The organism is Aquabacterium sp. A7-Y, assembly GCF_026153205.1.
Classification (GTDB): domain Bacteria; phylum Pseudomonadota; class Gammaproteobacteria; order Burkholderiales; family Burkholderiaceae_C; genus Caldimonas.
In genome coordinates this window covers 96288-110664 of sequence record NZ_JAPFBW010000019.1, presented here as the reverse complement: position 1 = coordinate 110664, position 14377 = coordinate 96288, and the positions used below count along the sequence as shown (strand labels likewise).

Genomic DNA, 14377 nt, shown 5'->3' with positions numbered 1-14377 from the left:
CGCCCCCTGAGGTGAGGGGGCGGCTGGAAAACGCGGCTTTCGGCGCTGCCCGCGACCCACCACGACGTCGCCGCCGGTGAGTGCGCCCTTGCACTTCGGGACGGCGAGAGGTGGCTTGAGCGAGCCTCGCGCCGTCATCTCAAGCCCCCCCGTGAGCAGCTGCTCACGTCTTCACCGCTTCATTCACATCTGCATGGGGCGGGTAGAGGCGCTGTTGCGCCGACGCCGCAACGGGCACCAGCGATCGCCGGCCTCGCTTCACCCCGAGCGGCACGTTGAATGCTGCTTGACTCTCAACCTGCTACAGGCTTTCGAATGCAGGTGAAACGAGGACCAGTGATGAAACTGCAAGACCCGCTTTCCCAGGCCGGCCGCGCCTGCTCCGGCCCTGCCTGCCACAGCTGCGGGGCGGACGCGCCGCCCGCCCCTGCTCCCGCGGCCGGCCCAATCCATTCGAAGGGGGCCGCTCTGTACCGCATCCCCACGATGGACTGTGCCGTCGAGGAAGCCGAGATTCGCCGCGCCCTCGAGTCCGTCTCGGGCGTGCAGGCACTGAGCTTCCAGCTGCGTGCGCGGACGCTGGCGATCACGGCGCCGGCCGAGGTGCTGCCCCGCGCCATCGAGGCCATCACGAAGGCCGGCTTCAAGCCGCAGCCGGTCGAGGCCGATCCGGGCGCAGAGGCGCCGGCGCATGTCCACGACCACCACGGCCACCACGACCACGGCGCTGAGGCGGGCCAGGGACGGCTGGCGCTCGCCCTGGGGCTGGCGATTGCCGCGGAGCTGGTCGAGTTCCTCGCGCCCGAGAGCGGCTGGAGCACCGGTCTCGGCATGGTGCTGGCCTTCGCGGCCATCTGGCTGGCCGGGCTCGACACCTACACCAAGGGCTACACCGCGCTGCGCCGCGGCAAGCTCAACATCAACGCGCTGATGTCGGTGGCCGTCACCGGCGCCTTCCTGATCGGTCAGTGGCCGGAAGCCGCGATGGTGATGGCGCTGTACGCGATTGCGGAACTGATCGAGGCGCGTGCCGTCGACCGTGCGCGCCATGCGATCCAGGGGTTGATGGCGCTCGCACCCGAGCAGGCGCAGGTGCGTCAGTCCGACGGCAGTTGGCACACCGTGCGTGCAGCGGACGTCGCGCTGGACGCCGTGGTGCGCGTCCGCCCCGGCGAACGTGTGCCGCTCGACGGTGTCGTGAGCCGGGGCAGCAGCGCCCTCAACCAGGCCCCGGTGACGGGCGAGAGCATCCCGGTGGACAAAGGCGTCGGCGACACCGTGTTCGCCGGCACCATCAACGACACCGGCGAATTGGAGTTCCGCGTCACGGCGGCGGCCGCCAACACCACGCTGGCGCGCATCATCCATGCCGTCGAGCAGGCCCAGGGCCAACGCGCCCAGACCCAGCGCTTCGTCGACCGCTTCGCGCAGGTCTACACCCCCGCGGTGTTCGGTATCGCGCTGGCGGTGGCGTTGTTGATGCCGCTGTGGATGGGCTGGGGCTGGCTGGAGGCGCTGTACAAGGCGCTGGTGCTGCTGGTGATCGCCTGCCCCTGCGCGCTGGTGATCTCGACGCCCGTCACGGTGGTCAGCGCGCTCGCGTCGGCGGCGCGCCGCGGCATCCTGATCAAGGGCGGCAGCCACCTCGAAGCCGCCCGCAAGCTGCGTGTGGTGGCGCTCGACAAGACCGGGACGGTCACCGAAGGCCGCCCGCGGCTGGTGGCGCAAGAGGTGCTTGCTGGCGACCCGGAACACATGCTGGCGCTGGCCGCCGCCCTGGCCGGCCGCTCCGACCACCCGGTGTCCCAGGCGATCGCCGAGGGCCTGGGCCGCCAGGGCCCCGAGGTGGAGGGCTTCAAGGCTCTGCCCGGCCGCGGGGTGCAGGCCTGCGTGCAAGGCCGCGTCCATGTGCTGGGAAACCATCGGCTGATCGAGGAGCGGGGCCAGTGCAGCAACGAGCTGGAGGCCCGCCTGCAAGCCCATGAGGCCGCCGGCCGCAGCGTGACGCTGCTGGCGTCCGAGACCGAGGTGCTCGCGGTGTTCGCGGTGGCGGACACGATCAAGCCGTCCTCGCGCGCTGCGGTCGACGAACTGCGTGCCCTGGGTGTCACGCCGGTGCTGCTCACCGGCGACAACAGCGCGACCGCCCGGAGCATCGCCCGCGAGGCCGGCATCGAGCAGGTGCACGGCAACCTGCTGCCGCAGGACAAGCAGCAGGCGATCGAGGACCTGCAGCGGCGCTTCGGCCCGACCGCGATGGCGGGCGACGGCATCAACGACGCGCCGGCCCTGGCGCGGGCCGACATCGGCATCGCCATGGGTGCGGCGGGCACCGATACGGCGATGGAGGCGGCCGATGTCGTGATCATGAACGACGACCTGCGGCGCATCCCGGCCACCATCCGCCTGTCGCGCAAGACGCACACGGTGTTGTGGCAGAACATCGGCTTCGCGCTCGGCCTGAAGGCCGTGTTCCTGCTGCTGGCGGTGTTCGGCAACGCCACCATGTGGATGGCGGTGTTCGCCGACATGGGCGCAAGCCTGCTGGTGGTGGCCAACGGACTGCGGCTGATGAGGGTGCGGCTGGAGGTGCCGGCCTGATCCGGGTCAACGCAGCCGGGCCGACGGCCCCGACCACGACCTGTCGCCGATATACTGCCCCGATGCGCCGCTGGCTCGCCATCTTCCTCTGGGTGTTGTTGCCGCTGCAGTTCTCCTGGGCTGCGGCCGCTGCGTATTGCGGGCACGAGAGCGGCACGGCCGCACACCACTTCGGGCACCACGAGCATGCGCACCATGCCGCCGAGAGCCCGCAAGGCGACGGCGGCATGGAGTCCGCCAAGCTGTTCGGCATCGACGACGTCGACTGTGCCTGCTGCCACTTCGGTTGTGCCAAGCCGATCACTCCGGCGCTCGCCCTGCCCCTCGGGGGCGTCGAGCGCGCCGTGTGGGTGACCGCGCTGCCCGGACGCCACGACTTCCAGCTCGCCGAACGCATCGAGCGCCCCAACTGGCACCGCGCCTGATCCGGCGCGGTCCCCTTCCCTGCTCGACGTCGAGCGTCCTCTGCGGCTGACCGCTGACTGATTCCGCGCCGGATTTCCCCCCGTTGTCTCGTTCACAACCCGGAGAATTCGATGCCCAGGATCTGGATGCCGGTCGCCGTCTTGGCGGCCCTGACCCTCCCACCTCCCACACAGGCCCAGGAGGAGGCTCGTAGCGAGCCCCCCGCCCTCACCCTCTCGCAAGCCCTGGCCCGGGCAGCGAGGGGGCACCCCGAGCTGTCGGCCGCCCGGCATGGGCTGGACGCGGCCGACGCCGCTCGGCTGCAGGCCGCCTCCCGCCCCAACCCGGAACTGGGCCTGGAGGTCGAGGATACCCGGCGCCGCACCCGCAGCACCACGCTGCAGTTGAGCCAGCCCGTCGAGCTGGGCGGCAAACGTCCGGCCCGCGTGGCGGCCGCCGACCGCTCACGCGAGCTGGCTGAGGTGCAGCTGATAGCGCGCGGCTCGGACATCCGTGCTGCCGTGCGTATCGCCTTCGTCGACGCCTTGATTGGCCAGGAGCAGGTGCGGCTCGCCGAGAGTTCGCTGCAGCTGGCGCAGCGCGCGGCCGACGCCGCGCAACGGCGCGTCAGCGCCGGCAAGATCTCGCCGGTCGAAGCGACCAGGGCCCGGGTGGCCGCAGCCGGCGTGCAGCTGGAGCTGCTGCAGGCGCGCAGCGGGCTGCGCACCGCGCTGCAGGAGCTCGCCGCCGCCATCGGCCACACCGGCCCGGCCATCGAGCGTGTCGAAGGCAGCCTCGATCTGCCCCCCGCGCCGCCTCGGCAAGGCCAGCCCCCGGTGGTGGACTGGCCGGCGTATCGAGCCGCCCGCCTGGAGGTCGAACGCCAGGGGGCGCTGGCCGCCCTCGAGCGCGCGCAGGGGGTGCCCGACCTCCGGGTCAGCCTGGGCGTCAAGCGCTCCGAGGAACTGGGCCGCCAGCAGGCCGTGATCGGGGTGGCCCTGCCGCTGCCGGTGTTCGATCGCAACCGCGGCGCCGAGCTGGAGGCGCTGCGCCGCCAGGACCAGGCCGCCGACCACAGCCGCGCCCTCGCCTTGCGACTGGCGGCCGACTGGCAGCGCTCGGCGGAACGCCTGGACACGGCACGTGCCCGCGCCGAGGACTTGCAGCGAGACCTGCTGCCGAGCGCCCAGGGCGCCTACGACGCCGCGACACGGGGTTTCGAGCTGGGCAAGTTCGGTTTCCTCGACGTGCTCGATGCGCAGCGCACGCTGCTCGATGCCCGTGCGCAGCTCCTGCGCGCCCTGGCCGATGCCCACCGCGCCGCCACCGAGATCGAGCGCCTGAGCGGCGCCGGCGTCGAGCCAGCGGCGTCTGCCGCGATCCAGCCTTGAGGAATCTTTCGATGCAACCGACTTTCCCCTCGATCCGCAAAAAACAGGCGCTCGTCATCGCCGTTCTGCTCGCCCTCGGCGTGGCGGGCGGCGTTGCCATCCTCCGAACCGAGCCGGCCAGGCCGGGCGAGACCCACGGCCAGCCGCACGGCGACGCTCATCAGCATGCCGAGGCCGAAGGCCATGCCGACGAGCAGGCCGAAACGCCCGACCACCGGCACGAGAGCGCCGAAAACGGCCGATCCGCCCGCCACGAAGGCGTGATCCGGCTGTCCGATGCGCAGATCCGCAGCGCCGCCATCACGCTGGAGGCCAGTCGCCCGGCCCCCATCGGATCGACCCTGCAGCTGCCCGGCGAGATCCGCTTCAACGAGGACCGCACCGCCCACGTCGTGCCGCGGGTCGCCGGCGTGGTCGAGAGCGTGTCGGCCGGCCTGGGCCAGCAGGTCGGCAAGGGCCAGGTGCTCGCGGTGATCTCCAGCCCCGAGGTGTCGGAGCTGCGCAGCGAACTGCAGGCGGCGCAGCGGCGGCAAGCGCTGGCGAAAACCACCTACGAGCGCGAGCAGAAGCTCTGGGAGGAGAAGATCTCGCCCGAGCAGGACCTGCTGCAGGCCCAGCAGGCCCTGCGCGAAGCCGAGATCGCGGTTGCCAACGCCCATCAGAAGCTGCAGGCCCTGGGCGCCGGCGCCAGCGCCACCTCGCTCAACCGCTTCGAGTTGCGCGCGCCCTTCGGGGGCATGGTGGTGGAGAAACACCTGGCGCTGGGCGAAGTCGTCAAGGACGACACCAGGATCTTCACGATCTCCGACCTGTCCAGCGTCTGGGCGGTGATCGACGTGCCGGCACGCGCGCTGAATCAGCTGCGCGTCGGCGACAAGGTGCAGATCCGCTCCAGCGCCTTCGACGAGACGGCCAGCGGCACGGTGGCCCATGTCGGCGCGCTGATCGGCGAGCAGACCCGCACCGCGCAGGCGCGCGTGACCTTGCCCAACCCGCGCGGCGCCTGGCGTCCGGGGCTGTTCGTCACGGTCGAGGGGGTCGCCTCCGACGCCGAGGCCCCGGTGACGGTCGCCAAGGACGCGCTGCAGACGCTGGACGGGCGGCAGGTCGTGTTCGTCAAGGTGCCGGGCGGTTTCCTGCCCCAGCCGGTGGTGACCGGCCGCAGCGATGCGCGGCGCGTCGAGATCGTCCAGGGGCTGAAGGCCGGCGTCGCGCATGCCGCAGCGGGCAGCTTTGTCGTCAAGTCGGAAGTGGGCAAGACCACGGCCGAGCACGTCCACTGAAGCGGAGCAGGATCCATGTTCGAACGTCTCATCCGCTTCGCCATCGAGCAGCGCTGGCTGGTTCTGCTGGCGGTTCTGGGCATGGCCGCGCTCGGCGTCTTCAGCTATCGCCAGCTGCCCATCGACGCCGTGCCGGACATCACCAATGTCCAGGTCCAGATCAATACCGAGGCGCCCGGCTACTCCCCGCTGGAAACCGAGCAGCGCATCACCTACCCGGTCGAAACAGCCATGGCCGGCCTGCCCGGCCTGCAGCAGACCCGCTCGCTGTCGCGCTACGGCCTCTCGCAGGTCACGGTGATCTTCGAGGACGGCACCGACATCTATTTCGCGCGCCAGCTCGTCAACGAGCGCCTCCAGTCGGCACGCGGGCAGCTGCCCGAGGGCCTCACGCCGGCAATCGGTCCGATCTCCACCGGGCTGGGCGAGATCTATCTCTGGACCGTGGAGGCCGAAGACGGCGCCACGAAACCCGACGGCACGCCCTACACCGCGACCGACCTGCGCGAGATCCAGGACTGGATCATCAAGCCGCAGCTGCGCACCGTGCCCGGCGTGACCGAGATCAACACCATCGGCGGCTACGCCAAGGAGTACCAGGTCGCGCCCCTGCCCGAGAAGCTGAGCGCGCTCGGCCTGACGATGAGCGACATCGTGACGGCACTGGAGCGCAACAACGGCAATGTCGGCGCCGGCTATATCGAAAAGCGCGGCGAGCAGTACCTGATCCGTGCCCCCGGGCAGGTACGCACGCCGGAGGACATCGGCCATGTCATCCTGAGCCATGCCGACGGCGTGCCGATCCGCGTGCGCGACGTTGCCAGCGTGGAGATCGGACGCGAACTGCGCACCGGCGCCGCCACCGACAATGGCCGCGAGGCGGTGCTGGGCACCGTCTTCATGCTGATCGGCGAGAACAGCCGCCGGGTCTCCCAGGCCGTGGCCCTCAGGATGGAGGAGATCAACCGCACGCTGCCGGAAGGCGTCAAGGCCGTCACGGTCTACGACCGCACGGTGCTGGTCGACAAGGCCATCGCCACCGTCAGGAAGAACCTCTTCGAGGGCGCAGTACTGGTGATCGCGGTGCTGTTCATCTTCCTCGGCAACCTGCGCGCGGCGCTCATCACGGCCGCGGTGATCCCGCTGTCCATGCTCTTCACATTCACCGGCATGGTGAGCCAGAAGCTCAGCGCCAACCTGATGAGCCTGGGCGCACTGGACTTCGGCATCATCGTCGACGGGGCGGTCGTTATCGTCGAGAACTGCGTGCGGCGCCTGGCCCATGCGCACGCCCGCCACGGCCGCCCCCTCACCCGTGCCGAGCGCTTCCACGAGGTGTTCGCGGCCTCCCAGGAGGCGCGGCGGCCGCTGCTGTTCGGGCAGCTGATCATCATGATCGTCTACCTGCCGATCTTCGCGCTCACCGGCGTCGAGGGCCGCATGTTCCATCCGATGGCACTGACGGTCGTGATCGCGCTGCTGGGCGCGATGATCCTGTCGGTGACCTTCGTCCCGGCCGCGGTGGCGCTGTTCATCGGCCGACGTGTGGCCGAAAAGGACAACCGCGTGATGCAGGCGGCGCGGCGCTGGTACGCGCCGGTGCTGGAGCGGGCGTTGGGCGCGCACGCCGTGGTGCTGACGTTCGCCGGGGTCAGCGTGGTGCTGTCCGGGCTGTTGGCGACTCGGCTGGGCAGCGAGTTCGTGCCCAGCCTCGACGAGGGCGACTTCGCCGTCCAGGCCCTGCGCATGCCGGGCACCAGCCTGACCCAGTCGGTCGAGATGCAGCGGCTGCTGGAACGCACCCTGAAGGACAAGTTCCCTGAGATTGAGCGCGTCTTCGCCCGCACCGGCACGGCTGAAATCGCCGCCGACCCGATGCCGCCCAACATCTCAGACGGCTACATCATGCTGAAGCCCCAGGAAGACTGGCCCGAGCCACGCAGGACCCGCGAGGAGCTGCTGGCCGCGGTGGAGGCCGAACTGGCCCGGCTGCCGGGCCAGAACTACGAGTTCTCGCAGCCCATCCAGCTGCGTTTCAACGAGCTGATCTCGGGCGTGCGCAGCGACGTGGCGGTCAAGGTCTTCGGGGACGACATGGCCCGGCTCGAGGCGACCGCGCAGCAGATCGCCCGAGTGCTGCAGGAGGTGCCGGGCGCGACCGCGGTCAAGGTGGAGCAGACCACCGGCCTGCCGATGCTCACCGTGCACATCGACCGCGAGAAGACCGCCCGCTACGGCCTCAACGTCGGCGACGTGCAGGAGACGGTGGCCGCTGCGGTCGGCGGCCGCGAGGCCGGCACCCTGTTCGAGGGCGACCGGCGCTTCGACATCCTCGTGCGCCTGCCCGAGCACCTGCGGGGCGACCTGGACGTGCTGCAGCGGCTGCCGCTGGCCCTGCCGAGGACGGAAGGCGCTCGCACCCGCTTCATCCCGCTCAGCGAAGTCGCGAGCCTGGAGCTCGCTCCGGGCCCCAACCAGGTCAGCCGCGAGGACGGCAAGCGCCGTATCGTCGTCAGCGCCAACGTGCGCGGCCGGGACATCGGGTCCTTCGTCGCCGAGGCCCAGCACGCCTTGCAGCGTCAGGTACGGGTGCCGAGCGGCTACTGGACCAGCTGGGGCGGCCAGTTCGAGAACCTGAGGTCGGCCACCGAGCGGCTGCAGATCGTCGTGCCGGTCTCGCTGCTGCTCGTGTTCACGCTGCTGTTCGCGATGTTCGGCAACCTGAAGGACGGGCTGCTGGTGTTCACGGGCATCCCCTTCGCGCTGACCGGTGGTGTGCTGGCGCTGTGGCTGCGCGGCATCCCCTTGTCGATCTCGGCGGCGGTGGGTTTCATCGCGCTGTCGGGCGTCGCGGTGCTCAACGGGCTGGTGATGATGTCCTTCATCCGCACGCTGCGCGAGAAAGGGCGCCCCTTGGACGAGGCCGTCCGCGAAGGTGCCCTGAGCCGGCTGCGGCCGGTGCTGATGACGGCCCTGGTGGCCTCGCTCGGATTCGTGCCGATGGCGATCGCCACCGGTACCGGCGCCGAGGTGCAGCGGCCGCTCGCCACCGTCGTGATCGGCGGCATCCTGTCCTCCACGGCGCTGACCCTGCTCGTGCTGCCCGTGCTGTACCGGCTCGCACACCGGCGCGACAAGGCGGTGCCCTTCTCCACCGCAGCAGCGGCCGCGCCGCCTTGAGGCCGGGTCGGCGCCCGCCGCGTTCACCTCGGGCGCCGGCGATACGGAGGAACCGGCCGGCCTGACTGCGGGTGCGTTACGGCAGGGTCTGGAAGTCGACCATGTCGCTGCTCACCGGCTGCGCTGCCGCGGAGTTCTGTGCCTTGCAGGTGTAGCGGTAGCGGGCGTTCGGCGTCAAGCCGGTCAAGCTGAGGGTCCGGTGTTTCAGTCCGCCCGACAGCGTGACCTTGGGATGTGCCTGCCATTCGAGTGCGCCGCCCGGATGGGGTCGCCACGACACGAACCAGAACTGGGTGCTCAACTCGCGCGGATCGACGTCGCAATGCAGGGTTGCCGAGGTGCGGGCGATACTGCCGGCCGGCTGCGCGCCGAGGACCGGCGCTCCCCAGAACAGCGAGCCGGTGGTCACCGAGCGCCAGGCTTCCTGGCTGGCGGCGTCGTTGAGGCGGAAGTCGCCGCCCACGGTGGCGTGGAAGTAGGTCACGAACACGGCCCGGTCGCGCGCCCAGCGGCCCAGGGCACGCAGCCAGTCGGGCCGCCCTTGCAGACACTCCTGCGAGCCGATCTCGGCAATCGCATACTCGTTGCCCTCGGCCTGCGTGATCTGGTGGGCCGGCCGGTTCGCCTCGTGGTCCTCCATCGAGGTGTAGGCGCAGCTGCCGGCATCGGTGTAGTTGTACTGGTCCCAGGCCTGCACGTCGATCACCTGTGCGCCGGGATAGTAGTCGCGCCAGTTGCGTCCGGAGCGTCGGTCCAGGGTCCAGTCCATCAGGACCTGGGTGGTGCGCAACATCGGGTTGCCCGCCGCATCGGCCAGGCTGTCCAGGCGCTGGAAGGCGGCCCGGTAGTCCTGTGCCGTGAAGCGGCCGTCGCGGATGTCGTCCTCCGGTTCGTGCCAGTAAACCCACCAGACCTTGCGGTCCCGTGGCGCGGCCGCGAACCAAGTGCGCATCTGCGCATCGTGGACCCCGCTCAGCACCTCACGGGGCGGCAGCTTGAAGGACACGACGACCGCGCGGTCGTGGTTGAGCGCGCCATGCGTCCATGGCTCGGGCGCGCCGGGAAAGAAGATCCGCACGACTTTCAGCGGGCCGAACAGCGCGTCATGGCGCGCCAAGGCGTTCGGCCACGTTTCGTTGGAAGGCTCGCGATGGATGCTGGAACCGAACAAGGTGTCGGCCCGCGGGGAGCCGGCCAGTCCTGCGAGCAGGAAGGACGACACAAAAAATGCGCGTAGGAGCTGGCGCGAAAAGCGCCAGCCAGACGATCTGCTGTGCACGGCGTGTCTCCTGGTCAATGGCGTGGTCCTGGACAACAACCGCCAGCCGCCGGGACGGGACCAGCAGGCGCGCCCCGGGGCAGCTGGGCAGTTGCGAGGCCGGCCCGCGCTCGCGTCTACGAGGCCTCGGCGCTCGACTCTACTGTGCACAAGGAAGACTGCGACACCGGCGTTACAGCACCTTTCGTCTGAGCGCTTCCGGAAGACGCGGCCAAAGGCTAGACGAAGCGACTCGCCCACACGAGGCGCAAGCCCAACAGCGCGGCCAGCGAGACCGCCGCAAACACTTCGGCCGAAGGCCAAGCGGCGGGCAATGGATAGGCGACGCGATGAGCCAGCTGATACAGGGCAATGAGCCCGGGGATGCTGAGCGCAAACGAACACAGGTCCCAGCGCGTCTTGCCGGTGTTCCCTCCGGCGGCCGGGGACGTCATGGGCTGCGGAGCGACCGCGACGATCAGGAGCGCGACCACCAGGGGCAGGTGGCCGACGGCATCCAGTGTCCCCGCGAGCGGAATGGCGCCGAGCAACAAGGTCAGCAGGACAACAGACGCCACCTGCGACGACAAGCCGCCGAAGACGATCAGGAAGGCCAGACAGTACTCCACGAAGCCGGCGGCCATGACAAAAAGGCGATGGTCCACGCCCACCGAAAGCTGCCTCAACTCGCGATTCAGGACATCATAGGACCAGGCCGGATAGACCCACTTCTCGACGCCCACCCACATCAAGCTGAAGCCGACGAACAGCCGAAGGACCCAGGGCGCAGCCGTGTCTCGACGGGACGAGCCGAGCGCATGCAGCGCAAGAAAACCCGCGATGCCGATGAAGTAGAGGTAGTCGAGCATGTGGAACCAGCCATACATCCACATCGCGTAGGCGTAAAGCAGGAGCAGGCCGCAAACGCCGATCCATACCGTGGGGCGCCACAACACCGTCAGCGCTATCCCCAGCTGAACAGCAGGCAGCCATGCCGCCGAGCTCAAGAGCTCGGGAGTCAGGATGTAGGGACGGTACATCGCATACCCGGCGACAGACACAAAGTAGACCGCGACAGCGCCGCGCAGGAAACGTGCCGCCCGCGAGGCATCGGCCAGCGCAAAGGGACCCGCGCCTCGAAAGGTGTACCGCGGCACGGCACGATCGACGCACAACACCGCCCCGATCGTGACCAGTGCTGACAGATACAAGCCGATGAACAGGGGCGCCGTCACGACATCGGCGATCCCCAGCGGGCTCGTGGCGCAATTGACGACCCTGGAGAACCACTTGACGTGCGCCTCCGCGCCGAGAGGCACGCCGGCGAGAGCCGCGACCGTTGCCCGAGGCAGAACACGCGGAACCCCGCGCGGCACGACATCGCCTTGCAGTGGCATGCCCCTTTGCGCGAGGCTGGCGGAGGCCATTGCGGCCAACGCGGTGGAAAGCAGGGACCAGCGTTTCCCTTCCATGTACGGTTCCTCCTCCGTGGGTGTAGCGGAGCCTTCAGCGACTCCATCCCGTGGCAATGTAGAAAGGGCACGGCGGATCGACGCTTCGGTAAGGCCGTTGAATGCGACTTGTGGAACCGCGTGCAACGGTCCCGGGGTGCTCGATCGACCGACTCTCACCTTGGCGCCAGACCGCGCAAAACAGGGGCAAGACAAGGGCGCCCACCTGGGGCGGCAGGATCGGGAATGAAGACCTGCCCGGCAGACACTCGGCGTCACAAAACGACGACGGTGGGCACGGTATTCGCGAACGGCTGTCGCATTTGATGGGTGCTTGCCGGGTCGGGCGACCGGGCGAGCACCACGTCTGGGCGGCGGCGTTTCTCGGCGGGACGGGCCGGCACTTCCGCCTCCGTCGCCACAAGTCCGGCGGGACCGCACCTCGCACCCGACTGCAAGCAGGACGGACACGCGTGCCCGCGAGTCAGAGGGGCGATCGCCTCAGCCGAAGATCAACCGCCGCGGCGGGCCTCGGCCGCAGCCGCCCCGGCAAGCGGGTGCCGGCCCGGAGCTTCCGCGTGCGTCGCGTCGCCGCCCGCACCGAAGGCCTTGCACAGGAAATCGACAAACGCCCGCGCGCTGGTGGCAAGGGGCACCTTGTCCGGTGCGAAAGCCCGGACCTCCAGGGGCTGCATGCTCCAGTGCGGCAGGACCCGAACCAGGCGGCCACTGTCCAAGTCACGCCTCACCACGAATACAGGGTGCGCAGCCCGGGCAGGCGGGGGACCAGTTCGCACTTGGCGAAGGCCGCCGGCGCCAGGACACGCACGCGGCCTTGGGGACGGTATCCGCAGCGGCAATGAAGAGCTTATCCATCATGTTTCACTTTGACCCTCCTGGACGCCCCCCCCTAGGTCTAGGTGCTCAGCGAGATATATCGCTCGCCACCGGAACTGCCCGCCGTACTCATCCACTCATGGACTCAACGCTCATCGCCGACGGGATGTGCGGAAGACCGACGCCGGCCCAAGGCCGTCCCCATCCACCCCTTGCGGAAGGACCCTAGACATGTACGCCCTCACCTTGTCAGCATGCAGCAGCGTTCACGCGCTGCATCGCGTCTTCGCCGGAGCCTCGGCATGACAGAGGGCTGGTGGATGCCTTTGGAGGGCAGCGAACCCGGCGGGCCCAACCTCGAATACGACGCCGACTTCATCACCTTGATGGCGGCGGCCGCCGGAAAGCCCGAGAGCCTGTTCGGCCCTGCGCAGCCCCCGGACTGGCTCGAAGTGCACACCCTGGCCGAAACACTGATGCCACGCACTCGCGATCTGCGCGTGGCGGTGATGTGGGGCCGTGCCGCTGTGGCGCTGCGAGGCATCGATGAGCTTCCCGCCACGCTGCGCCTGCTGGCCGGTCTCCTGGAGACATGCTGGGACCACCTGCATCCGCAGCCCGACCCCGAGGATGTCGACGCCTTTGTCCGGCTCGGCCAGTTCACCGACCTCGATACGGCCAAGGGCCTGCTGGGCGACCTGCGCCATGCCATCCTGACGAACGATCGGCGCCTGCCCAGCTTGCGTCTGCGCGACATCGAGGTCGCGCTCGATCACCTTCCTGCACGTGAGTCCGACGAGCCGCTGACCTCCGAGCAGATCCGGCGCGCCTTCGCAGAGCTTCCTGAGGTGGCGCAGCATCTGGCGCAGCGAGTCGCCGAGGCCGAGGGTGCGCTGAACGCCCTGCGCGACGTCATGACAAGGCGCTTCGGCGCGGCACAGCCGGTGCAGTTCAAGGGACTGCGCCAGATGCTGGCCCTGCTGCGATCGCTATTGCCGCCGCCAGTGACTGCGGCCGGCGTCCAGGTGCCGGCCCCCGACGAGGCCTCGCCAGTGGCCCCCACACCGCGCCCCATGACGACGGAGTCCTCGCCGCACGCGCTGTCCATCGAAACTCGCGCCGATGCGCTGCGGGCGCTGCGCCAGGTGCGCGCCTTTCTGGAGCGCACCGAGCCGACCAACCCGGCCCAGCTCATGCTCAGACGCGCCGAACGTGTCATCGACAAGGACTTCTTCGAACTGGTCCGGGAGATCGCCCCGGGTGGCCTGGCCGATGCGGCGCGCATCCTGGGCGTCGACACCGAGTCGTCCGCCGACACACCGTATTCATCCTGACCGACAGCGACCGACCGCCCTCAGGCGGCTCGGACGCACACATGGAGATCCCAATGGGAAGCAGTCAGAAATTCATCGGGCGCAACCGCGCCCCCCGCGTCCAGATCGAGTACGACGTGGAGCTGTATGGCGCCGAGAAGAAGGTGCAGCTGCCCTTTGTCATGGCGGTGATGTCCGACCTCGCCGGCCGGCCCGAGGAACCCTTGCCGCCGGTTGCGGAGCGCAGCTTCCTCGAGGTGGACATCGACAACTTCGACAGCCGCATGAAGGCGATGAGGCCGCGTGCCGCCTTCACCGTGCCCAATACCCTCACCGGCGAGGGCCAGCTGCCGGTGGAGTTGACGTTCGAATCGATGGACGACTTCTCGCCCGCGGCGGTTGCCGCCCGCGTGGACGGCTTGCGGCAGCTCCTGCAGGCACGTCAGCAACTGAGCAACCTGCTGACCTACATGGATGGCAAGGAAGGCGCGGAAGCGCTCATCGCACGCCTCCTGCGCGATCCTGCGCTGCTGCAGTCGCTCACGGCGGCTGCCTCGCCGGATGCCGCCGAGTGAGCGGAGGGTCCGCCTCTCATCCGGCTCCGACCTCCGCGTCGCCCTGAGTGGCGACATCCGATCGACTCTCGAACCGCCACGTT

At 69.5% G+C, this 14377-nt stretch carries 10 protein-coding genes; 7 read left to right on the top strand and 3 right to left on the bottom strand.

Going from position 1 to position 14377, the window contains the following annotated elements; all coding sequences use genetic code 11:
- The first annotated feature begins 339 nt into the window (after positions 1-339).
- The 5 genes from OOT46_RS17890 (at position 340) to OOT46_RS17870 (ending at position 8860) form a co-directional block, all read left to right on the top strand.
- Entirely contained in the window at positions 340-2601 is a 2262-nt protein-coding gene (locus OOT46_RS17890) for a heavy metal translocating P-type ATPase (RefSeq protein WP_265404986.1), read from the top strand.
- Positions 2602-2663: 62 nt separating this feature from the next.
- Entirely contained in the window at positions 2664-3026 is a 363-nt protein-coding gene (gene czcI / locus OOT46_RS17885) for a cation efflux protein, CzcI family (RefSeq protein ID WP_265405010.1), read from the top strand.
- A 111-nt stretch (positions 3027-3137) separates the two neighbouring features.
- A complete protein-coding gene (locus tag OOT46_RS17880; protein WP_265404985.1) occupies positions 3138-4397 on the top strand; it encodes a TolC family protein in 1260 nt (419 codons plus the stop codon).
- 11 nt (positions 4398-4408) lie between these two features.
- Positions 4409-5680: an efflux RND transporter periplasmic adaptor subunit gene (locus OOT46_RS17875; protein WP_265404984.1), complete on the top strand. Its 1272-nt coding sequence runs from the start codon at positions 4409-4411 to the stop codon at positions 5678-5680.
- A gap of 15 nt (positions 5681-5695) precedes the next feature.
- Complete coding sequence (locus OOT46_RS17870; protein ID WP_265404983.1) at positions 5696-8860, top strand: efflux RND transporter permease subunit; 3165 nt, start codon at positions 5696-5698, stop codon at positions 8858-8860.
- A gap of 76 nt (positions 8861-8936) precedes the next feature.
- Here OOT46_RS17870 and OOT46_RS17865 read toward each other — a convergent pair whose 3' ends face one another.
- The 3 genes from OOT46_RS17865 to OOT46_RS17855 form a co-directional block, all read right to left on the bottom strand.
- Positions 8937-10139: an immunoglobulin domain-containing protein gene (locus OOT46_RS17865; protein WP_265404982.1), complete on the bottom strand. Its 1203-nt coding sequence runs from the start codon at positions 10137-10139 to the stop codon at positions 8937-8939.
- A gap of 218 nt (positions 10140-10357) precedes the next feature.
- Positions 10358-11590: a hypothetical protein gene (locus OOT46_RS17860; protein ID WP_265404981.1), complete on the bottom strand. Its 1233-nt coding sequence runs from the start codon at positions 11588-11590 to the stop codon at positions 10358-10360.
- Positions 11591-12081: 491 nt separating this feature from the next.
- Positions 12082-12264, bottom strand: coding sequence for a hypothetical protein (locus OOT46_RS17855; protein ID WP_265404980.1), 183 nt, complete (start codon positions 12262-12264; stop codon positions 12082-12084).
- Between the two features lie 444 nt (positions 12265-12708).
- Between OOT46_RS17855 and tssA the strand changes: the two genes are divergently transcribed.
- Together tssA and tssB are read left to right on the top strand one after the other, a co-directional pair.
- The gene (tssA, locus tag OOT46_RS17850; protein WP_265404979.1) at positions 12709-13740 is read left to right on the top strand and encodes a type VI secretion system protein TssA; all 1032 of its coding nucleotides are present in this window, start codon (positions 12709-12711) and stop codon (positions 13738-13740) included.
- 47 nt (positions 13741-13787) lie between these two features.
- Positions 13788-14294, top strand: a complete 507-nt coding sequence (tssB, locus tag OOT46_RS17845; protein ID WP_416136217.1) for a type VI secretion system contractile sheath small subunit — start codon at positions 13788-13790, stop codon at positions 14292-14294.
- Positions 14295-14377 lie beyond the last annotated feature (83 nt).

What these genes read in the sequence shown, in the direction of transcription:
- OOT46_RS17870 (WP_265404983.1), top strand. Translation starts at nt 5,696, where the DNA reads ATGTTCGAACGTCTCATCCGCTTCGCCATCGAGCAGCGCTGGCTGGTT.
- OOT46_RS17860 (WP_265404981.1), bottom strand. Translation starts at nt 11,590, where the DNA reads ATGGAAGGGAAACGCTGGTCCCTGCTTTCCACCGCGTTGGCCGCAATG.
- OOT46_RS17890 (WP_265404986.1), top strand. Translation starts at nt 340, where the DNA reads ATGAAACTGCAAGACCCGCTTTCCCAGGCCGGCCGCGCCTGCTCCGGC.
- tssA (WP_265404979.1), top strand. Translation starts at nt 12,709, where the DNA reads ATGACAGAGGGCTGGTGGATGCCTTTGGAGGGCAGCGAACCCGGCGGG.
- OOT46_RS17875 (WP_265404984.1), top strand. Translation starts at nt 4,409, where the DNA reads ATGCAACCGACTTTCCCCTCGATCCGCAAAAAACAGGCGCTCGTCATC.
- OOT46_RS17880 (WP_265404985.1), top strand. Translation starts at nt 3,138, where the DNA reads ATGCCCAGGATCTGGATGCCGGTCGCCGTCTTGGCGGCCCTGACCCTC.
- OOT46_RS17855 (WP_265404980.1), bottom strand. Translation starts at nt 12,264, where the DNA reads ATGCAGCCCCTGGAGGTCCGGGCTTTCGCACCGGACAAGGTGCCCCTT.
- czcI (WP_265405010.1), top strand. Translation starts at nt 2,664, where the DNA reads ATGCGCCGCTGGCTCGCCATCTTCCTCTGGGTGTTGTTGCCGCTGCAG.